The organism is Providencia sp. PROV210 (assembly GCF_028479445.1).
GTDB lineage: Bacteria > Pseudomonadota > Gammaproteobacteria > Enterobacterales > Enterobacteriaceae > Providencia > Providencia rustigianii.
The window spans coordinates 241,788-261,867 of the sequence record NZ_JAMPNQ010000014.1; the positions used below are offsets into that span (position 1 = coordinate 241,788).

The following is a 20,080-nucleotide window of genomic DNA, read 5'->3' on the forward strand; positions in this document are numbered from 1 at the left end:
TATGCCACTAGTTAAACCTTGTCTATTATTGTGTGCTCTAGTGCTACTTGTGAGCTGTAAACCTGTAGAGGAAAAAGAGAAATTGATGACCCAAAAGAACGAACCCGATTTAACGTTCACCTGTGTGTATGAAAAAAACACGCTACCTCCCGTTGATCCTGAAGCCGACATTTGGTTTAAACAAGCCCGTGAACTTGAAAAGGCCAATAAATCTCAACGGGATTATGCTCAAATTGGTGCACTTTACCGTAAAGCCGCAGAACGTAATCACCCTAAAGCCATGCTTAACTTAAGCAACTTAATCAGTTATGGCAAAGTTCCCCCCATTGAAGGTAAAGGCCCTGCTCAAGAGGTGTGGGACATTATTCAAAAAATGGCTAAATTGGATATCAGCTATGGTTATTACCAAATGGGGCACTACCTCGATACGGGTTATGGAGTCGTCGCTGATCGTACTAAAGCTTTAGCTTACTTTCGTCAAGCTGCGGATTTAGGCAGTCCCGAAGCCCAATATGTGATTGGCGATATTTTTGTATCTCAACGTTTATCGGACAGAGATAATCCAGCTTATCGCCCTGATATTGGGAAAAAAATGTTGGATTGCTCTGCAAATCAAGGTAATGGAGAAGCCGCATATCGTCTGGCAAATTACTTATGGAATGTTGAAGAAGATACTGGTGGAACATTAAAATATTATCAGCTATCTACAAAAAATGGGTATCGACATTCAGCGTCAACTTTAACTGGTGCTTTTGACCCAAAAACAATATTAGGAAGTATTGATTATCTTGGCGTAAAACCTGATAAAGAACGTTCATTACGTTATTATGCAATAGTCAAAGAAATCGACGCTTCTGATGAAATAGCCAAATTCCCCGATATTGATAAAATCGTTCCACTTCCCCCTGCTGAACTCCCTGAATGGGATGGCACGTTTGAATATAAAAAACAGGCAGAGGGGCAATAATCAAGATGAATCTCTCCTTTTCATCTCATCATCAATCCGTTGCTCGTAGCATATTTAAATGCGGTGCATTGATTTGTAGTATGTTGATGCTGAGCGCTTGCAATCCGATGGATAAAAAGGAAGAGCCGCCGGCTCAAAAAACCGAACCGGATTTAACTTTTACCTGTGTACAAGAAAAAGACAGTTTTCCACCATTAGATCCCGAAGCTGATGCTTGGTTTAAAGAAGCACGTCGCTTAGAAATTAAAAAAGGTCCTAAAGATTTTGGTCATATTGCTACATTGTATCGTCAAGCGGCTGAAAAAAAACATTACAAAGCTATAGGTAACTTACAGAATATGATAGCAACAGGTCAAGCTGAACCTATGATAGGTAAAAAACGCTCTGAAGAGGTGATTGATTTAGTTGAGCAACTGATACAAATGGATATTCCCTTTGGTTATTACATTATGGGGACTTATCTCCAAAGAGGTTTCGGAGTAAAACAAGACTCAGATGCAGCGATGCGTTATTTTTTAAAAGCCGCAATAATGGGGAATCCAGAAGGACAACTTGCCATTTCGGAGCAATTCCTTAATGCGAGAACTCCGTTGTATCGTTTGGACTTAGGCAGAAAACTACTCGATTGTGCGGCTAAACAAGGTAATACAGACGCAGCTTATTCTCTTGCGATGAATTATGAAGTTCGTGATAAAAATTATAGTCAGGCACTGAAATACTATCAATTAGCTATCCGATATGGTAGCGATCAATCAGCGTATAAGTTATCTGAAAGTTTTAACACATCAGACCCTAAGAATGAAATATACTATATGGAACAACATGTTGATCCTGAAAGGGTTCGTCGTTATAAATTGATAGAAAAAGAGCTTTCACTTAATCCTAGAGCCAAATTCCCCGATATCGATAAAATCGTTCCTCTCCCACCTGCCGAACTCCCTGAATGGGATGGCACCTTTGAATATAAAAAACAGGCTGAGGGGCAATAACCAAGATGAATCTTTTTTTTATCTCACAATAAAATGCTTAGCAAATTTTAAAAGCGGGGAGGGGAGTACGGTTTATTTTTTTTAGTAGATAAAAAATTTTTAATTTATCAATAGAAATATCACATTGAATATAAAGGAACTATATGAAATACAAAACGAAATTATTTAAACTATTACTTAAACCTATCGGTATTTTGTCACTTGCTCTGTTAAGTGTTTTTTCTTCACAAGCAAAAGAAAAAGACACTCCTTTCTTACTTGTATCTATTGATAGAAGTGAAAATATTCCATATCAACTAATGAAAAATGGTCATATTATCGAATCAGGGAAGACTGATTATAAAGGACGAATATTCACAAATTCACATGATGATAATAAAAGTGAATCTTGGTTGATCCGTACATCAACGGGGGTTTATGGTGCCTATTTACCGAATAAAAGTGAACAAGGTGAACTTTATGCATTTTATTCACCTCATACGTATTTTGATATGGAAGAAGTTGATAACCCACCTTCAAAAAATAATTATGTAGCGTTCACTTTTTTTGGCAAAAATTCAAGCCATTATGAATCAGAACCTTATTGGATTTATCAGAATAATAAATTAATCGATACTGGTGTCACTGCTCATGAAAATAACGGTGGAGTTTCTGAGATATTAACAGTCCCTACGGTAATAAACACCTTCAAAATATTAACATGTTCAAATACTGTATTTTCAGTTGAGAGAAAAAATGAATCTGAAAGTCTTTACGCTCTGACTAATTATTTTGATATTACCTATGATAATTCAGGGGAAATTAAGCTAACTGAAGCAATGAAGCAGCAATGCCAATTGAAAAAAAGTTGGCAATTTAATATGGCATCAACAAGCTCTGAATATAATCAAAATAAGCCTTTTTTGAGTATTGGTATTGTTCCTTATAAATCAGGGGAACAGCGTACACAAATTATCGAAGCAAAATATGAAGCTGAAAAAATTTCAGCTCAAAACAATCAAAACGCAAAAGAACAAAATTATCTTTCTGGAAATAAACGTTTCTCAGGTAATGGGGGGATCATGCCAACTGGCGAATGCCCAGCAGACCTAATTGGTATTTTTGGTATTCCTGCTAATTTACCCGAAAGCCACATTATAGATATTGCCCATGAGCTTTATTTTTCAGATGAAACATTGGCGGGCGATGCGGCTTTTAAGCTTTATTCAGAGTCAGGTATTTTTTATCGTAAAGGAATGAAAAGTGGTTCTGTAAGCGAGATAACAATAACTAAAGGAAATAATGATGAAAGAGGGATCATCAGTGCTTTAATGGAAGGTAAGCCTTATTGCTATGCAAATATTGGCTCCGATGGCGATAACTCTTATGTTTATCTAATGGATTACAGTCAAATGTCACCGAATAGTTTTGAAAAACTTCGACAATATTTAGGTCGGATTTGGGGGGTAACACCATCAGAAGAAGATCTAAGAAATATACATTATCTTTATGGGCGTACTATTAGTGAACCAGGGATAGGCGGTGCCTCTTTTCTGATCCCACTTCAACGTATGGAAAAATAATTTATCAATAAAAGGATTTTAACATGCGCGCACTTGTTCGATTAGGTGACAAAACCACTCATGGCGGCGAAGTGATCACGGCTTCTGGTTCGGTGATGTACGGCAAACCGATAGCTTTAGTGGGAGACAAAGTGAATTGTCCGAAAAAAGGTCATGGAGTTAATGCGATTTTACCTGGTTCAACGCGCATTTTAATATCCGGTCGTCAGGCGGCACTGAATGGTTTTCAAACCGAATGTGGCTGTACCCTTATTGCAAGCCTGTCATCGTCGGGTGAACAATCATGATGAGCTGGAAAACTCCCTCTTTAGAGCATCCACGTGAGCCTAAATTACCTCGCTTGATGCTTTGGTTGTTCTTGGTCGTGATTATTGGTGTTATCGGATTTGGCATAGGCATTTATTTATCTTCAATTGGGGTATTGTCTAGTGAAGTCAGTAATAATCAAATAATCGCTTTATTTGGTGTTCTTCCAGTGGTTGTTATGCTGTTTATTCGCCTATTGGTTTATTCGATAACGTCATATGACCATCGGCAGTTTACCAATATGTTAGATGATGCCCGTCAAGAATGGCATTATTGGGCTGGCAAGCACATTGGGATACTAACGGATACCCGGTTAACTCAAGTCGATGAAGAGAATCAAGAGGGGGTTTCTTTATCTTCATTGCCACCTAATAAAGACAATATATTGCAATTAAGCGCCTTCAAATCACTTTCTTTATGGGAGAAACAAGAAATGGCGGTGCGAAAGTTACTTGCCCCCATTGCCGAATATTACCATCAACATGCCCTCACTCAGCCGATTACCCTATATTGGCAAACAGAAGAAAACGAGGCTGATTGGCCAGCAATCATTCAGCAGGAAGCCACGCGCTTATCATTAGAGCTTGAATCCGTTGAAACATTGCCATATGACTCATTAAGTGAATGGTTGTTAGCACTGTATGAAAATTCATTTGAACCCCAGTTATACGCGATTTTAGCGTTTCAATTAGATTCGGTAGCAAGTGAAGAAGCCGCGAGTCTATTACTTGCACCCCAAGGGTTCTTCGAGCGTTTACGCGCTCCTATCAAAGCGAAACTTCTGCGCCCTATATCCACGGATATAGAGTCATTCCCTGACGCATTGAAAACACAGTGTGAATTCCAGTATTCGGGTGAACAATTAGATGGAATTTGGCACAGTGGCGTAGAGGATAACGATAAAGGAAAGTGTATCGAAAACTATGCCCGACAGAATGTGCCTCATTTATCAGAACGCCTTTATGACATTGATACACTTTTAGGCAAAGGCGGTATTGCGCGTCATGTGGTGGCTTTGTCTCTGGTGTGTGAATATTCCCATTGCGGTCTTATTGTTCATCAAAACGGGACGCAATTTTTACTGCAACAAATTCAGGCTTAAAGGTTAATTTGACGCATAAAATTGTATTAAAATGTGCATGAACTACAGTCTTACGATAGCCGCGTTATTTTAGTTGAATAAACTCCCCCGAGTCATTGGATTGCAATTGACAAGGGGGAGTGAAAGAAAATTATTTCTGTTTTTGCTGCTCTAAGAATTTCACGCCTAAATCAGGGAAGTCGGTAAAGGCGCCATCAACATCCGCTTGGTTGTAGATGATTTCATACAACTGCTGACCATCTTTGGCATATTTAGGCAGTTTGTCGACGCGAATTGTGAATGGATGAACCGCCATGTTATTTTCATGAGCTTCCTTCACCATACCGTTAATTTTGATATTGGTTGGTGTGGAACCTTCACTCACCAGCATATGGTAGTCAGGGCCAATGCCATCTGCGTAGGTTGCAATCTCTTTCATCGCACCCGGCTTCATCATCCAATCATAATTATAGTTTACCCAAGTCCCATCAGGTTTCTTCTCTTGAGTTTCTTCCCAATCGGTATAAGCAATTAACTGAACCAGTTTTAAATCCATGCCCATTTTAGGCATCAATTCAGTTTTAATGCGCTTCAGATCATTCGGATCAAATGATTGCAGATAAACATTAGAGTCTTTCGTGGTGTAGCCATACTCTTTCAGGACTTCTAAGGTTTTCTTGGTGATATCCTTGCCTTCTTGCTGGTGGAACCAAGGCGCTTTGATTTCTGGATAAATACCAATGTTTTTACCTGTTGATTTGTTCAAACCTTGAATAAATTCAATTTCTTCTTGGAAAGTGTGAACACGAAAGTCAGATTTACCCATTGGGAAACGATTTGGGTAGCTCTGAACTTTTTTACCATCAACAATGTCGAAACCTTCAGTAAATTGCAGGGATTTGATTTCAGGTAAAGTAAAGTCAATCGCGTAATAACGTCCGTCTTTACGTGCGCGATTTGGGAATTTATCCGCGACATCAGTAACACGATCCAGATAATGGTCATGCAGGACAACTAGTTCATTGTCTTTAGTCATCACTAAATCTTGTTCTAAGAAATCAGCGCCTTGTGCATAAGCCATCGCTTTAGCTGGTAATGTATGTTCCGGTAAGTAGCCGCTTGCACCACGATGCGCAATAACCACTTTACCCGCTGTTTCGGCAGCGGCGGATACAGACATCACTAAGACCATACTTGCAACTAATGTTTTTAATTGAAAATTCATCAGTAAATCTCCTTGGTACTCATTGTTTATAGGTAAACAGCTTTATAGGTAAATAGTTTGTAGGTATATAAGCTCGAGGTAACAAATTTTGGGTAAAAAAATGGGCTATATCCTTTTATTGATATAACCCATCAATTCAGTGAGTTAGTACAACTTAAGCTGAGGCTTAACGGTTGTTAGCTAATTCGCGTTTATGCTTGCTTTCGCTCAGCATAACGATGAACAGTAAGACAACTGCTAGTGCTGAACCACCGATCATGACAGCGAAACCACCGTCCCAACCGAAGTAGTCAACGGTATAACCAACAATGGCGCTTGCTGCGACTGAACCACCGAGGTAACCGAATAATCCGGTGAAACCTGCCGCAGTACCTGCCGCTTTTTTAGGTGCAAGTTCAAGAGCGTGTAGACCAATCAGCATTACTGGACCGTAGATTAAGAAACCGATGATCAGCATACATGCCATATCAATACCAGGGTTACCCGGAGGGTTCATCCAGAATACGATAGTTGCAATAGTCACTAAGGTCATGAAGAACACGCCTGTAGCACCACGGTTTCCGCGGAAGACTTTATCCGACATCCAACCACATAACAGCGTTCCTGGGATACCCGCGTACTCATACATGAAGTAAGCCCATGAGGATTTATCCATGGTGAAGTGTTTCACTTCACGCAGGTAAGTTGGTGACCAGTCAAGAACACCGTAACGCAGTAAGTAAACAAATACGTTAGCAATGGCGATCATCCACAGAAGTTTGTTAGGGAACACATACTTCATGAAGATAGCTTTTGCAGTTAATTCTTCTTCATCAGACGCTTTATAGTCTGTTGGATAATCGTTTTTGTACTCTTCAATTGGTGGAAGACCACAAGATTGTGGAGTATCGCGCATTAATGCGAAAGCGATCAGTGCGACTAAAATCGCAGCCAATGCAGGCATATACAGCGCCGCTTTCCAGTCGTTAAACCATGCCATACCTAACAGGAACAGTAGTGGAGGAAGACCACCACCTACGTTATGCGCACAGTTCCAAACAGATACGATACCGCCACGTTCTTTTTGTGACCACCAGTGAACCATGGTACGTCCGCAAGGAGGCCAACCCATACCTTGGAACCAACCACATAAGAACAGCAGCACGAACATCACCATGATGCTAGAGGTTGCCCATGGTACGAAGCCCATGAATAGCATGACGAGGGAGGCGAGAATCAAACCTGCTGGTAAGAAGTAGCGAGGGTTTGCTCGGTCAGAGAATGAACCCATGATGAACTTAGAAAAACCATAGGCGATTGAAATTCCTGATAATGCAAAACCAAGGTCACCTTTAGAGAAACCTTGTTCTACAAGGTAAGGCATTGCAAGGGCGAAGTTTTTTCTAACTAAATAGTATGCTGCGTAACCGAAGAAAATCCCCAGAAAAATCTGCCAGCGTAATTTACGATAGACAGGGTCTATCTTATCAGCGGGCAACCGCTCGATATGAGGAGCTGGTTTAAACATGCGTAACATAAAGCCTCCGATGGCATGCTAATTATTTATTTACGCCTCATTTCACATTTGTTGTCGAAATGTTGAGCGTTTATTATTGGTGAAGTAACAAAAACGAAAATAATCGAGTTTTATAAAGCGCTTTTATTTTCTTAATTGCGCTCAATGGTAATCGTTAAAAAACATTTTATCTGTAATCTAACGCACAATTATTGTTTTTGTTTATCTGGCTGCATAGTAAATGCGATTTGTGAATGGAATGGAACTAGAAATGTAAATTATTTTGTGAGAGGAATCACGAATTCGCGCTTTTTTATGCTCGAAATGGACTAATAGTTTTCGTTTTTGTTCCTTATCAAACATCGGTTGCATTTTTGAGCTTATATTAACTATAGACTATAAAAATAGAAACTATACTTATCGGATAGTGAAGATTGATTAATGTGAGGAATGCGACATGAATGGCTCATCTGTGACTGAAACGGATGTCATCATTATCGGTGGTGGCGCAACAGGTGCAGGTGTCGCTCGTGACTGCGCTCGTCGTGGATTAAAGACAATTTTACTCGAGCGACATGATATTGCGACAGGTGCAACGGGGCGCAACCATGGCCTATTACACAGTGGTGCTCGTTATGCAGTGACAGATAGCGAATCAGCGCGTGAGTGTATAGAAGAAAACAAAATCCTAAAGCGTATCGCCCACCATTGTATTGAGAAAACGGATGGGCTGTTTATCACGTTACCTGAAGATAGCCTTGAGTATCAGCAGCAATTTATTACCGCTTGCCAATCTGCGGGTATTGATGCTCAAGCGATTGATCCTGCGGAAGCTATTCGCCTAGAACCTTCAGTGAATCCACGTTTGATTGGTGCAGTCAGGGTACCTGATGGTACGGTGGATCCTTTCCGCTTAACGGCGGCAAACATGCTTGATGCACGGGAACATGGTGCGAAAGTATTAACTTATCATGAAGTTATTGGTTTGATCCGCCAAGGTGATAAGGTTCGTGGCGTGACAGTCTATGACCATCAAGCCAAAAGGCAATATGACATTCATGCTCAAATTGTGGTGAACGCGGGGGGAATTTGGGGGCAAAAAATTGCCGAATATGCGGATCTGAAAATTAAAATGTTCCCAGCAAAAGGGGCGTTATTAATTTTAGGCCATCGCCTTAATAACATGGTGATCAACCGCTGCCGTAAGCCTGCCGATGCCGATATTCTTGTTCCCGGTGATACTATTTCTTTGATTGGCACCACGTCCACACATATTGAATATGACCAAATCGATAATATGTATGTCACCCCGGAAGAGGTGGATATTTTAATTCGTGAAGGTTCAATGCTATCTCCAGCATTGGCGACAACGCGCATCCTGCGTGCTTATGCAGGGGTTCGCCCACTCGTGGCAAGTGATGATGACCCATCCGGTCGTAACGTGAGCCGCGGTATTGTGTTACTTGACCATGCGAAACGCGACAGTTTAGAGGGCTTTATTACCATCACTGGCGGTAAGTTAATGACTTATCGCTTAATGGCTGAATGGGCGACCAATAAAGTGTGTGAAAAACTTGGAGTAACGACGCCATGTACCACTGCTGAAGCGCCACTTCCGGGATCTCAACACAGTGCTGAAGAAGCACTGCGCAATGTGGTTTCTATTCCGGCACCCATTCGAGGCTCTGCCGTTTATCGTCATGGCGACCGGGCATCTTCAATCTTGAGTGCGAATCGACTTGATAAAAGTCTGGTGTGCGAATGTGAAGCTGTCACCGCTGGAGAAGTGCGTTATGCGGTTGAATCTCTCACCGTGAACAATTTACTCGATTTACGCCGCCGTACTCGTGTTGGTATGGGAACTTGCCAAGGTGAACTGTGTGCATGCCGCGCTGCTGGATTACTCAATCGTTTTAACGTCACCACACCACACGAGACAGAACAGCAACTGGGGCACTTCTTGAATGAGCGTTGGAAAGGGGTGAGACCGATTGCTTGGGGCGATGCGTTACGAGAAAGTGAATTTACTAGCTGGGTGTACCATGGTTTATGTGGAATGAATGAAAATACACTTGGCAAGGAAGCGCAGAAGGAGACTGATAATGAAATATGATGTGGTCGTGATGGGCGGAGGCCTTGCCGGTCTTATCTGTGGAATTCATTTAACGCAATCGGGATTATCTTGCGCGATAGTGAGTGCAGGGCAAAACGCATTGCATTTCTCCTCTGGTTCCTTGGATTTGTTAACGCATCTACCTGATGGACGTATGGTTGAAAAACCGCTTTCTATGCTAGATGAATTAAAACAGCAAGCCCCAAATCACCCTTATAGCCTTATTGGTTCTGCGAAAGTGACTGAGTTGGCTCAGTTAGCACAAGCTACCTTGCAGCAGGCGGGGGTAAATTTGAAAGGTTCATGGGAAGAAAATCACTATCGCGTGACGCCATTGGGTCATAAGCGAATGACATGGTTAAGCCCTGAATCTGTGCCAACGGTGGGTCTTCATCAATCAATGAATCTGGGCAAAATTGCGGTTCTAGGTATTGAGGGTTTTCTCGATTTTCAACCACAAATGGTCGCCGATGAGCTAGACCGTGAAGGGTTAGAGGCAGAAGCCTGCTATGTCCATTTACCGTTATTAGATCGCTTAAGAGAAAACCCAAGTGAGTTTCGTGCGATTAACGTCGCTCGGTGGTTAGATAGACCTGAAAACATGGCACAAATGGTGGAAGAAATTGCACCATTGGTGGCTAATGCTGACACGGTATTTATGCCAGCCTGTATTGGCTTAGATAGCGAAGAACCCATGTTGGAGCTACAGAAGCAACTCGGTAAACCTCTATTTTTATTGCCAACATTACCGCCATCTTTATTAGGTATTCGATTACACGAAACGCTATTGCGCCAATTTCGTCGTCAAGGTGGCGTGATGATGCCGGGTGATAAAGTGACATCCGTAAATTTTGTGGGGTCACGCATTGAATCGGTACAAACACGCAATCACGGTAATATTTCATTGAAAGCTAAACATTTTGTTCTGGCAACGGGAAGCTTCTTTAACAATGGATTAGTGGCGAAATTTGACCGTGTGTATGAGCCATTAATGAACTTAGATCTTTGCGATATCGCAGAGCGATCAACGTGGACGAATAAAGAATTCTTTGCATCCCAACCCTATATGGCATTTGGGGTACAAACCGACCATACCCTGCGTGGGAAAAAACAGGGTGATACTATCGAAAACTTGTATGTGGCGGGGGCAGTATTAGGTGGATTTGATCCGCTAACCCAAGGCTGCGGAGCAGGTGTATCACTCATCAGCGGTTTATATGCCGCGAATGAAATTGTTAATGAATTTGCGCAAGATAAAGCCATGCAGGCGGAGGTGGCACAATGAGTATTCATGATGCAAGCTTTGAAAGCTGTATAAAATGCACGGTTTGTACCACATATTGTCCAGTAGCCAAGGCGAATCCGTTATATCCAGGTCCTAAGCAAGCGGGTCCAGATGGTGAGCGTTTACGCTTAAAAGATCCGATGATGTATGACGATGCACTGAAATTCTGTACCAACTGCAAGCGTTGTGAAGTGGCTTGTCCATCGGATGTTAAAATTGGCGATATTATTGCTCGTGCACGTAGTACTTATAGCCAGCAGAAACCAAAATTGCGGGATGCAATCCTGAGCCATACCGATATTATGGGAACGCTATCCACTCCATTTGCACCGGTGATTAATACCATCACGGGTTTAAAACCTGTTCGTCAAATTCTGGATAAAGCGCTCAAAATTGACCATCGTCGTGAACTACCAAAATACTCTTTTGGAACCTTCCGTCGCTGGTACGGTAAACAGGCTGCGGAGCAAGCAAAATTTGAAGAGCAAGTGGCATTTTTCCACGGTTGCTATGTGAACTATAACCATCCACAGCTCGGCAAAGATTTAATTAAAGTCTTTAATGGGATGAATATTGGTGTTCAATTGCTTAAACGCGAAAAGTGTTGCGGTGTGGCACTGATTGCCAATGGTTTTATGAAACAAGCGAAACGCCAAGCGAATGTTAACTTAGAGTCGCTTCAAGATGCGATCCTTGAGAAACATATTCCGGTGGTAGCAACGTCATCAACTTGTACGTTTACTATTCGCGATGAATATACTCATGTTCTGGATGTTGATACATCAGAATTACGTGACAATATCGAACTAGCGACTCGCTATATTTATCGTCTATTGGAAGAAGGCCGTGAGCTAAAACTCAAACATACGCCATTGAAAGTGGTGTATCACACCCCTTGTCATATGGAAAAAATGGGCTGGACGTCGTATACCCTTGAATTGATTAAACGAGTTCCTGGCGTAGAGTTAATTGTTTTAGATTCACAATGTTGCGGTATTGCGGGTACCTACGGGTTCAAAAAAGAGAACTATGAGGTATCTCAAGGCATTGGTGCAGGACTATTCCGTCAGATCGAAGAGAGTGGTGCGGATATGGTGATCACCGATTGTGAAACCTGTAAATGGCAGATTGAAATGTCGACCAGTAAGAAATGTGAACATCCAATTTCATTGCTGGCTCGCGCGCTCGAATAATCAATTTTTGTGTCGAATGATGTGAAAAGTTGTTAGGTATTAATCAAGTTAACCCTTTGGGAGATAAGTTTTTGCTTATCTCCCTTTTTTAGGTCTCTAGTGCTGAGTCGCTAACTGTTTTTTACTGTGGCTATCGAAGAAATATTTCAAAATAACGTTCAGTAATACACCATAAGCAGGCAAGAAAAATAGCATGCAAATGAGCAGTTTGAATACATAATCGACTAACGCAATTTCCATCCAATTGGCGGCCATAAAGGGATCGCTGCTGCGATAAAACGCGATAAAGAAGAATGCGATTGTATCAATCAGGTTTCCAAAAAACATGGCGCAAGCTGGAGCGACAAACCAACGTTTATTTTGACGCAGACGGTTAAACACACTCACATCAAGAATTTGTCCAAGTACATACGCCATAAAACTTGCAGCGGCAATACGTGCAACAAACACGTTGAATATCATGAGAGAAGCAAAACCTTGCCATTCTCCTTGGAAAAATAAGGCAGAAATCACATAGGAAATTAGAAGTGCAGGTAGCATGACCGCCGTAATGATTCGGCGAGCTAAAGGTGCCCCATAGATCCTGACGGTGAGATCTGTTGCAAGGAAAATAAAGGGAAAGGTAAATGCACCCCAAGTGGTATGAAACCCAAAAATATTGATGGGTAACTGCACCAAGTAGTTGCTGGATGTAATAATTAAAATATGGAATAACGATAGCCAAATTAACGCAGTGGCTTTTTGCTGCGGAGTAAACGTAAACATATTGTACCTTTTTAGTCGCAATGGGGTGAGGGAACCCATGAAAAATATCCCTAAAATCGGGAAGAGCGCATCATACTCTTGTTGCGCAACAAAATCAAAACTGTTCATCCTATATCATCAATTTTACGATATAATCACCAAATTGATCCCAACGAGAATGCAGTATTATGTCTGACTTATTTTCTAACCCAACGAAAACCCTTGATACATTGGGACTCCGTTGTCCTGAGCCTGTCATGCTGGTGCGTAAAACGGTACGTAATATGGCTGACGGCGATACGTTGTTGATTATTGCTGATGACCCTGCAACTACCCGCGATATTCCTGGCTTTTGCCGTTTTATGGAGCATGAACTCCTAGCCGTTGAAGCCGAGCATGCGCCGTATCGCTATTTATTGCGCAAAAAATCCAGCAGCTTGTAATTGCCCGATTGGCATATAGGTTGATGGGTAGCCTCTTTGTTTATCAAGGGGCTATTATTGTTAATGGTCGGTTGCTTAGCACTTGAATTTCCGCTAAGGATAAACCTGTGAGCGTGCTGATAATGTCGATGCTTAAGCCAAGTTGTAAGCTCTTTAATACAACCTGTTGTAGTGTTTCTTTTCTCTCTTCCTGCCATCCTTTCAACCATCCTTCTACAAATTCTTGTGAGAATTTTTTTTGTATTCTTCATATCTTAAACGTGTCGCAAGATTTATGACTGTTTATTTCCGATGCTTACATAGTTTGTTGTTTAATTAAGTGATTGAATTTCACTGACTGATAACCCAGTGAGCGTGCTGATAAGGTCGATCTTTAAACCAAGTTGTAAACTTTTTAAAGCAATTTCTTGTAGAGTTTCATCTCTTCCTTCTTCTTTTCCTTCTTCTTTTCCTTCTATTTTTCCTTCATTTTTTAACCGTTGTGCAATATTCATAATAAGCCCTCGATGGTTTTCGGCCTGGTTGATTAACGTCTCGACAATATGGGTGTAATAAGGTGAATCCATGATGATAAATAAGTAATTCAATATGGTGATCACATCATTTTTGTCATTATAGTGGCTGTTTAATATTTGGATGAAGTACTCAGTGACTTTTTGGTGGTTATTTCGCAGCTTTTTATGTTTCATTGCGAGTTCCATCACGGCGATTCTGCGATGACTAACTATTTCGTGATCATCAACAACGGTGATATCTACCAAAGGAAACGGATTGCTATACAGCTCATGAGCTATTTCAGGGTGCGGTAAGCACTGTGTCCACGGACTAACATATGGATAAGGAGATGTTTCTCCGTGATAAAACAGTATCGGAACAACCAGTGGCAAGGCTTTATGCCCTTGTTGTAAATGCTGATTCATTGCGAGGAAAGCATAGTGCATTAAACGCCAGCTTATGAGTTTGTCAGGTGTGGATTGATGTTCGACTAACAAATATATATAGCTATCACCTGCTTTTGTTTGTACTGAATAAATCACATCGGAAAAACGTGTTCTTAGTTTGCTATCAACAAAAGCGGAGTTCATGAGTGTTAACGTGTCAAAATCACACAAATGCTTAATATGTTCAGGTAGATGAATTTCAAAAAAATCGCGTGCATTACTCTGTTTAGTCATGAAACCTTTAAAAGCGGCATCATGGGGGGCTGAACTTAAATGATTTGCCATAAACTCGCTCACCAATAGTTGTCGATGACCGAGATATTACTCAATATTTTTGTGTGCAGGAGAAAAGTTACTCCTAAATTCACGAAGTGAATGATTTGTTTAACTCATTGCTCTAATTGGTTATTTTAATTTTTTCTATATAAAAACGCCGCAATTAAGATAACTGCGGCGTAGATAAATCAATCTAGATAAAGGTTATTTTTTCACTTCTGGCAGCTTAACTCGAAGCAAGCGGATAGCATTGGCAGTGACTAAGGCTGTAGCTCCGGAATCGGCTAAAACTGCAACCCATAAACCGGTAATACCCAGCAAGCTCGTGACTAAAAATACCCCTTTTAAGCCCAGAGCAATCGCAATATTTTCGCGAATAATTTTGCGAGTCGCTCGGGAAAGCGCAATGATCTCAGCCAATCCAGTTAGACGGTTATGGGTTAATGCTGCATCCGCAGTTTCTAGGGCGACATCGGTACCACTTCCCATGGCAACTCCAATACTCGAGGCTTTCATCGCCGGAGCATCGTTGATCCCGTCGCCTACCATCATAGTGCTATGGTTACGGTTAAGTTCCATGACCGCAGTGACTTTATCTTCAGGCAATAAACCTGCACGATATTCCATGCCTAGTTGACCTGCAATGGCACTGGCTGCACGAGGGTTATCACCGGTTAGCATCACGGCATTGACATTCAACGCTTTCAGCATAGTCATGGCATCAATAGCATCGTTACGTAGCGTATCTTGCAGTGCGGTTAAACCAATGACGCGGTTATCTTCCAACGTAACAACGACTGTTTTACCTTGAGCTTCTAACTCTTCGACTTTGAGTTGCCACTGATTTTCTAGTGGAGGATTGAGTCTTGCTGGCGCACTAACTAAAATGTGTTTCCCATTGAGAAGCCCTTCGACACCTTTACCCGCTAATGCTTTACGTTCTTCAGCTTCCTCAACCTTGATAGACAAAGTTTCAGCTTTATTGATAACGGCTTTAGCTAATGGGTGATGAGAGCCAGCTTCGACCGATGCCGTAATTCGGATTAGCTCATCTTCAGTCATACCCTCAACAGGGACGATATCCGTAACATGAGGCTTACCTTCAGTCAGCGTACCCGTTTTATCCAGTGCAATCGTGGTAACGGTACCCAACTGTTCCAATGCTGCACCGCCTTTAATCAAGGCGCCACGACGGGTTGCTGTAGCCAGTGCAGATGTTATGGCTGCTGGTGTCGAAATAACTAAGGCACATGGACACCCAATGAGCAGTAACGTTAAGCCGCGGTAGATCCATGTTTCCCAAGGTGCGCTAAAGAATACCGGCGGGATCACAATCACGAGTGCTGAAATTAGCATGATGATTGGGGTATAAATCCGGCTAAAGCGGTCAATAAAGCGCTCAATTGGCGCACGACGTTCTTCTGCTTCTTCAATTAATTGCAGAATTCGGTCAATCGCATTTTGCCCTTGTTCTGAAACCACTTCCATTTGGACGGCTTTATCGACGGATAAACATCCTGCGGCCACTTTTTCGCCAGCATTACGTTCTACGGGCACCGATTCACCGGTTAATGCACTTTCATCGAAACTGGCAAATCCGGAAACCAGCACAGCATCAGTGGGTAATCTACCCCCAGGCGCGATTTCAATTACATCACCGGGACGGAGTTGGGCGACAGGGACAGTGGTTTTTTGTCCATTCTTAATGAGTATGGCATCTTCGGGTACCAACGCCATTAAGGCACTAACACCACGTCTAGCTCGACCTGCGGAATAGGCTTCCAGCATCTCACCGAGCATAAACAGTAAAATCACCATTGCAGCTTCTTCAGTTGCTTGAATAAAAATGGCACCGACAGCGGCAACAGTCATTAATGTTTCAATAGCAAACGGTGAACCGGTACGCATTAAACGCAGCGATTTACGGGCAATGGGGTATAACCCAAATAAAGTGGTTAGAATAAATGCAATATTACCTAATTGTGGATTAACAAATTCTAATCCCCAGCTTAGGGCCATTAATATGGCGAGAATAATGACGGGTTTAGCTTCGCTGAGTAAGCTTTGAGGTTGAACAGATGATGCGTTATTACTCCCTACATCATGGAGTTCATAGCCAGCAGCTTCCACAGTTGTGCGTACCGCTGCACTGATATCGCTATCTGCATCAACGACTAATTTTTCTGTCGTAAATAAAACCTTAGCTTGAGATACTTCGCGAATTTGCGATACGGCAGTTTCTATTTTTGCTGCACAACTCGGGCAGTCCATACCCCGAATAATCCAACTAAAACGCTTTTTACTAGTTTGAGTGGGTTCGATATCATCATTTGCTGCGGATGATGAGCTACAGCAGTGAGTATGATGATGAGCACTATCTTCATCATCATGATTTTTTTCATCCTCATGATGATGTTCATGAGCTTGTGAGTCATGACTAATATTTGTATTCGTTTCAGTGGTTGCTGATGAGCAAGACTGACCTCCTGAGCAACAAGAGGTTGTATGATTATGTGTATCTTTATGAGAGTGTGAGTGCATATGCGCCCCCTTTTATCCTAACCCGTTTCTTTATTATGGTTAAGTCTACACTTTGGAGTTGACTCCAGAGTCAAATAAAAAGGCAGGCGCCAATTGATAAAATTCTCAAATAGCACTTTTTATCAATTGGCGAAAAGCGAGTTATAAATAAATTGCGCGGATAATAAAGAATTGTCCAAGGAAATAGAAGGCCGCGATTACTGCTTTTGATGCCTTGAATGGGAAGCGGAAATGCGCAATTAACCAGATGCAATGAGAAATAAATAGCATGCTGGCGCCTACCATGATTGAGAAGTTAAACTCGCGCGCCAGACCGAAATATTGGTCACCTGCGACCCAAGCCATAATCATACTCATAATCAGTGATGCAAAAACGATAGGCTGTAGGTTATCTAGTTTTCCCCAAATCAAGACCAATGTCACCGCAGCTATCGCCAACGGTACGATTAGCCAAGGGAGATATAGGCCAAAATTAAATTGCATTCCAAAGCTAATGGCATAAACCAAATAGCTCAAAAACATCAGACCCAAAGATGCAAGTAAGCGCTCACTTGAAAGCATCCTTGAAAGGTCAGCAACCAAGGAAATCAACAGAGCGCCTAAGATAAGATAGGTTTGAATATTTAAGTCGTCAGAGCTCCATCCCCAGAATAATAAAAGCAATAAGGTAATTGGGCGGAACAACCAACGTTGCCACTCAGGACCGCGGTAAGCTGCATCAACATACAACCAACCAGAAAATAAGACTGCGAGGAATGGCCAACTAATCATACACATATCCTTATAAATTTCTGGAAAAAAAAGATTATACCGCTATTTTAGCTGAATAAATAAACTATACACGGGTGAAGTAAAATTGTCTGAGTTTCATCTGCAATTTAAACCAGACAGGGGTTATACTTACAGCAATTCTAAGCGAAATATATAAATTATGAATAAGCCAATTCTTTTAATTATTGTTTTAGCCATTATCGCAGTGTTTGCGACCAAACGCTTTTTTGACCAAAAAAAGCAGAATGAGATTAACGATAACGCATTAACGGTTGGCTACTTAGTCCACGTTAAAGATAAAAAAGATTATCCGTATCCGAATATGCGATCTCGAGAGCGGGATGTAGTATCGCCTGAAACTTTTCGCTATGAAATCTACTTTCAGCCCCTCTCTTCAGGGGAGGTAATGAAAGTGATTGTGAGTGAACAACAGTACCGAGATGTAGAACTTGGTGCTAAAGGCAAACTCTACATGCAGGGTACTCGGTTTATCCGCTTTGAACCGTCAGAGTAACGTTTATTTCTTTTTGGCTTTAGCTGCATCTAATGCAGCTTTGGTTTTTTTATGCATCGCAAGCATCTCAAATACACCAAAGAAGAAGATTTTAGTCTGCTGTGCCCCCGTGAGTTTCTGATCTTTCGGTAGACTTGCTTTGAGAAAAATAGTTTGCAATGCATGCATGAAAATCATAAACACCATCGCTATATCCATAAAATATTTCAATGGCTTAGGGAATGGGTGAATCAAATTAAATACCATAAAACCCCAAACACAAATCATCAATAAACGCCCAATATTAATCAGCATTTTTTCCCCTAAATTACGTGACGAATAAAAAGACGGTAAGCCACTTGGCCTGCAACTTTTTCACGATGTAGCTGCCAATTGGCAGGAATGTCAGTAAGTGGTAACTCCGCTTCTGACTCAACATAAATCCAGCTCTCATCCGCTAGCCATTGGTTTTTTTCGAGTAATTGAACAGTTTCACTGAGTAGCCCTTTACGAAATGGTGGGTCGATGAAAACCACATCATAGGGGGTTCCATTCTGGCTTAAAAAGCTGAGGCTGTTACTGTTAATTACTGTTGCGTTATCGGCTTGTAAACGGTCTTTATTTTCATTTAAAAGCTGAGCATTTGATTTCTCTAATTCAATAAATGTTACATGGTTGGCAAAACGCGATAAGGCTTCAAATCCTAAAGAGCCACTCCCCGCAAAACAATCGAGACAGCGGGCATCACGGATCACTGGCATCAACCAATTAAAAAGAGTTTCTTTGATTCTATCCGTGGTGGGACGTAAGCCCTCACTATCGCGTACAGGCAGTTTTCGCCCTCGCCATTTACCACCAATCACACGAATTTGCCCTAAAGAGGCTGTTTGTGGTTTTTTTGCCATAATATGTATTGTTGCTTAGCTCATTGAGAAATGTATAAATTAATGGGGGCTATTGTAGCGCTTCATTTTCACGGTTTTAACATAAAATAAGAATAAATTGTCATGATTTTTCTTTCAGATATGTGTTGCCGCGCGATGAAATGATAGACTGCATGTAATTTTATTGCGATTTAATTTTTAAACGCCATGTTTTTACCGCGAGGAGTGTAGTGGCAGATGGCTAAAGATAAGAAAAAAGGCTTTTTCTCATGGCTGGGTTTTGGTCGTAAAAATGAAGAAGAAACTCAACAGCAGGAACTAGAGCAAAAAAATGATGTAACCCAAGAGGTTGAACATCAAGATGCTATCGATGTAGAAATCGAACGTCAGCATCAAGCTGAGCAAGATGCGATTAAAGCGGCAGAAGATGAAGCAGAGCGTCAATATCAAGCTGAGCAAGCTGCAATAACCGCAGCAGCTGAAGAAGCTGAACGCCAGCGTAAAGCTCAAATTGAAGCATTGCAGATTGCGGCGGAAAAATCTGAGCAAGAGCGACAATCGGCGGAAGAGGCGCGTGTTGCAGCAGAAAAAGCCGCAAGAGATGCCTTAGAAGCAGAAGCATTACGTCGAGCTGAAGAAGAGACTGAGCGCCAAAATCAAATTGAGCAAGCAGCAATCAAAGCGGCGGAAGAAGATGCTCAGCGTCAGCATCAAGCTGAATTAGCGGCAATCAAAGCTGCAGAAGAAAAGGCTGAGCAAGAATATCAAGCT

At 41.6% G+C, this 20,080-nt stretch carries 18 protein-coding genes and 1 pseudogene; 11 read left to right on the forward strand and 8 right to left on the reverse strand.

Features of this window, described 5'->3' with window-relative positions; translation table 11 throughout:
- Position 1: 1 nt before the first annotated feature.
- The 5 genes from PR761_RS11535 (at position 2) to PR761_RS11555 (ending at position 4,926) form a co-directional block, all read left to right on the forward strand.
- Positions 2-967 (forward strand): SEL1-like repeat protein, encoded by a 966-nt coding sequence (locus PR761_RS11535; protein WP_154610805.1) that lies wholly within the window; start codon positions 2-4, stop codon positions 965-967.
- 5 nt (positions 968-972) lie between these two features.
- Positions 973-1,956, forward strand: coding sequence for an SEL1-like repeat protein (locus PR761_RS11540; protein ID WP_164717610.1), 984 nt, complete (start codon positions 973-975; stop codon positions 1,954-1,956).
- A gap of 143 nt (positions 1,957-2,099) precedes the next feature.
- Positions 2,100-3,518, forward strand: a complete 1,419-nt coding sequence (locus PR761_RS11545) for a hypothetical protein (RefSeq protein ID WP_115164709.1) — start codon at positions 2,100-2,102, stop codon at positions 3,516-3,518.
- A gap of 23 nt (positions 3,519-3,541) precedes the next feature.
- Positions 3,542-3,805, forward strand: coding sequence for a PAAR domain-containing protein (locus tag PR761_RS11550; protein WP_006814313.1), 264 nt, complete (start codon positions 3,542-3,544; stop codon positions 3,803-3,805).
- Positions 3,802-4,926, forward strand: a complete 1,125-nt coding sequence (locus PR761_RS11555; protein WP_154610806.1) for a hypothetical protein — start codon at positions 3,802-3,804, stop codon at positions 4,924-4,926. The genes PR761_RS11550 and PR761_RS11555 overlap by 4 nt, the downstream gene beginning before the upstream one ends.
- A 130-nt stretch (positions 4,927-5,056) precedes the next feature.
- Here the strand turns inward: PR761_RS11555 and glpQ are convergent, their stop codons facing one another.
- Both glpQ and glpT read right to left on the reverse strand, forming a co-directional pair.
- Positions 5,057-6,130, reverse strand: coding sequence for a glycerophosphodiester phosphodiesterase (gene glpQ / locus PR761_RS11560; RefSeq protein WP_115164707.1), 1,074 nt, complete (start codon positions 6,128-6,130; stop codon positions 5,057-5,059).
- A gap of 166 nt (positions 6,131-6,296) precedes the next feature.
- Positions 6,297-7,646 carry a glycerol-3-phosphate transporter gene (gene glpT / locus PR761_RS11565; protein WP_006814310.1) on the reverse strand — a complete coding sequence of 450 codons (1,350 nt, stop codon included), beginning with the start codon at positions 7,644-7,646 and terminating at the stop codon, positions 6,297-6,299.
- A 436-nt stretch (positions 7,647-8,082) separates the two neighbouring features.
- Between glpT and glpA the strand changes: the two genes are divergently transcribed.
- Genes glpA through glpC form a run of 3 tightly spaced genes read left to right on the forward strand, consistent with a single transcriptional unit; the run spans position 8,083 to position 12,216 of the window.
- A complete protein-coding gene (gene glpA / locus PR761_RS11570) occupies positions 8,083-9,738 on the forward strand; it encodes an anaerobic glycerol-3-phosphate dehydrogenase subunit A (protein WP_006814309.1) in 1,656 nt (551 codons plus the stop codon).
- Complete coding sequence (gene glpB / locus PR761_RS11575) at positions 9,728-11,023, forward strand: glycerol-3-phosphate dehydrogenase subunit GlpB (protein ID WP_006814308.1); 1,296 nt, start codon at positions 9,728-9,730, stop codon at positions 11,021-11,023. The genes glpA and glpB overlap by 11 nt, the downstream gene beginning before the upstream one ends.
- Positions 11,020-12,216, forward strand: coding sequence for an anaerobic glycerol-3-phosphate dehydrogenase subunit GlpC (glpC, locus tag PR761_RS11580; RefSeq protein WP_006814307.1), 1,197 nt, complete (start codon positions 11,020-11,022; stop codon positions 12,214-12,216). The genes glpB and glpC overlap by 4 nt, the downstream gene beginning before the upstream one ends.
- 96 nt (positions 12,217-12,312) lie before the next feature.
- Here glpC and PR761_RS11585 read toward each other — a convergent pair whose 3' ends face one another.
- The gene (locus tag PR761_RS11585; RefSeq protein WP_039854962.1) at positions 12,313-12,981 is read right to left on the reverse strand and encodes a 7-cyano-7-deazaguanine/7-aminomethyl-7-deazaguanine transporter; all 669 of its coding nucleotides are present in this window, start codon (positions 12,979-12,981) and stop codon (positions 12,313-12,315) included.
- A 167-nt stretch (positions 12,982-13,148) separates the two neighbouring features.
- On the opposite strand from PR761_RS11585, the gene tusA reads away from it, so the two are divergent.
- Entirely contained in the window at positions 13,149-13,403 is a 255-nt protein-coding gene (gene tusA, locus PR761_RS11590; protein ID WP_006814305.1) for a sulfurtransferase TusA, read from the forward strand.
- A 311-nt stretch (positions 13,404-13,714) separates the two neighbouring features.
- Here the strand turns inward: tusA and PR761_RS11595 are convergent, their stop codons facing one another.
- The 3 genes from PR761_RS11595 to PR761_RS11605 all read right to left on the reverse strand — a co-directional run bounded on the left by PR761_RS11595 (position 13,715) and on the right by PR761_RS11605 (position 17,932).
- A complete protein-coding gene (locus PR761_RS11595) occupies positions 13,715-14,629 on the reverse strand; it encodes an Rpn family recombination-promoting nuclease/putative transposase (protein ID WP_112837367.1) in 915 nt (304 codons plus the stop codon).
- 195 nt (positions 14,630-14,824) lie between these two features.
- Entirely contained in the window at positions 14,825-17,161 is a 2,337-nt protein-coding gene (locus tag PR761_RS11600; RefSeq protein WP_039854777.1) for a zinc/cadmium/mercury/lead-transporting ATPase, read from the reverse strand.
- 141 nt (positions 17,162-17,302) lie between these two features.
- On the reverse strand, positions 17,303-17,932 hold the full coding sequence (locus tag PR761_RS11605; RefSeq protein WP_006814300.1) for a lysoplasmalogenase: 630 nt from the start codon (positions 17,930-17,932) through the stop codon (positions 17,303-17,305).
- A 160-nt stretch (positions 17,933-18,092) separates the two neighbouring features.
- On the opposite strand from PR761_RS11605, the gene PR761_RS11610 reads away from it, so the two are divergent.
- The gene (locus tag PR761_RS11610; RefSeq protein WP_006814299.1) at positions 18,093-18,446 is read left to right on the forward strand and encodes a DUF2500 domain-containing protein; all 354 of its coding nucleotides are present in this window, start codon (positions 18,093-18,095) and stop codon (positions 18,444-18,446) included.
- 3 nt (positions 18,447-18,449) lie between these two features.
- Here the strand turns inward: PR761_RS11610 and PR761_RS11615 are convergent, their stop codons facing one another.
- Together PR761_RS11615 and rsmD are read right to left on the reverse strand one after the other, a co-directional pair.
- Entirely contained in the window at positions 18,450-18,740 is a 291-nt protein-coding gene (locus PR761_RS11615; protein ID WP_006814298.1) for a DUF1145 family protein, read from the reverse strand.
- An 8-nt stretch (positions 18,741-18,748) separates the two neighbouring features.
- Positions 18,749-19,330 carry a 16S rRNA (guanine(966)-N(2))-methyltransferase gene (rsmD, locus tag PR761_RS11620; protein ID WP_006814297.1) on the reverse strand — a complete coding sequence of 194 codons (582 nt, stop codon included), beginning with the start codon at positions 19,328-19,330 and terminating at the stop codon, positions 18,749-18,751.
- A 216-nt stretch (positions 19,331-19,546) separates the two neighbouring features.
- On the opposite strand from rsmD, the pseudogene PR761_RS11625 reads away from it, so the two are divergent.
- Positions 19,547-20,080, forward strand: a pseudogene (locus tag PR761_RS11625) (signal recognition particle-docking protein FtsY); the annotation flags it as partial.

What these genes read in the sequence shown, in the direction of transcription:
- PR761_RS11535 (WP_154610805.1), top strand. Translation starts at nt 2, where the DNA reads ATGCCACTAGTTAAACCTTGTCTATTATTGTGTGCTCTAGTGCTACTT.
- PR761_RS11540 (WP_164717610.1), top strand. Translation starts at nt 973, where the DNA reads ATGAATCTCTCCTTTTCATCTCATCATCAATCCGTTGCTCGTAGCATA.
- PR761_RS11545 (WP_115164709.1), top strand. Translation starts at nt 2,100, where the DNA reads ATGAAATACAAAACGAAATTATTTAAACTATTACTTAAACCTATCGGT.
- PR761_RS11550 (WP_006814313.1), top strand. Translation starts at nt 3,542, where the DNA reads ATGCGCGCACTTGTTCGATTAGGTGACAAAACCACTCATGGCGGCGAA.
- PR761_RS11555 (WP_154610806.1), top strand. Translation starts at nt 3,802, where the DNA reads ATGATGAGCTGGAAAACTCCCTCTTTAGAGCATCCACGTGAGCCTAAA.
- glpQ (WP_115164707.1), bottom strand. Translation starts at nt 6,130, where the DNA reads ATGAATTTTCAATTAAAAACATTAGTTGCAAGTATGGTCTTAGTGATG.
- glpT (WP_006814310.1), bottom strand. Translation starts at nt 7,646, where the DNA reads ATGTTACGCATGTTTAAACCAGCTCCTCATATCGAGCGGTTGCCCGCT.
- glpA (WP_006814309.1), top strand. Translation starts at nt 8,083, where the DNA reads ATGAATGGCTCATCTGTGACTGAAACGGATGTCATCATTATCGGTGGT.
- glpB (WP_006814308.1), top strand. Translation starts at nt 9,728, where the DNA reads ATGAAATATGATGTGGTCGTGATGGGCGGAGGCCTTGCCGGTCTTATC.
- glpC (WP_006814307.1), top strand. Translation starts at nt 11,020, where the DNA reads ATGAGTATTCATGATGCAAGCTTTGAAAGCTGTATAAAATGCACGGTT.
- PR761_RS11585 (WP_039854962.1), bottom strand. Translation starts at nt 12,981, where the DNA reads ATGTTTACGTTTACTCCGCAGCAAAAAGCCACTGCGTTAATTTGGCTA.
- tusA (WP_006814305.1), top strand. Translation starts at nt 13,149, where the DNA reads ATGTCTGACTTATTTTCTAACCCAACGAAAACCCTTGATACATTGGGA.
- PR761_RS11595 (WP_112837367.1), bottom strand. Translation starts at nt 14,629, where the DNA reads ATGGCAAATCATTTAAGTTCAGCCCCCCATGATGCCGCTTTTAAAGGT.
- PR761_RS11600 (WP_039854777.1), bottom strand. Translation starts at nt 17,161, where the DNA reads ATGCACTCACACTCTCATAAAGATACACATAATCATACAACCTCTTGT.
- PR761_RS11605 (WP_006814300.1), bottom strand. Translation starts at nt 17,932, where the DNA reads ATGATTAGTTGGCCATTCCTCGCAGTCTTATTTTCTGGTTGGTTGTAT.
- PR761_RS11610 (WP_006814299.1), top strand. Translation starts at nt 18,093, where the DNA reads ATGAATAAGCCAATTCTTTTAATTATTGTTTTAGCCATTATCGCAGTG.
- PR761_RS11615 (WP_006814298.1), bottom strand. Translation starts at nt 18,740, where the DNA reads ATGCTGATTAATATTGGGCGTTTATTGATGATTTGTGTTTGGGGTTTT.
- rsmD (WP_006814297.1), bottom strand. Translation starts at nt 19,330, where the DNA reads ATGGCAAAAAAACCACAAACAGCCTCTTTAGGGCAAATTCGTGTGATT.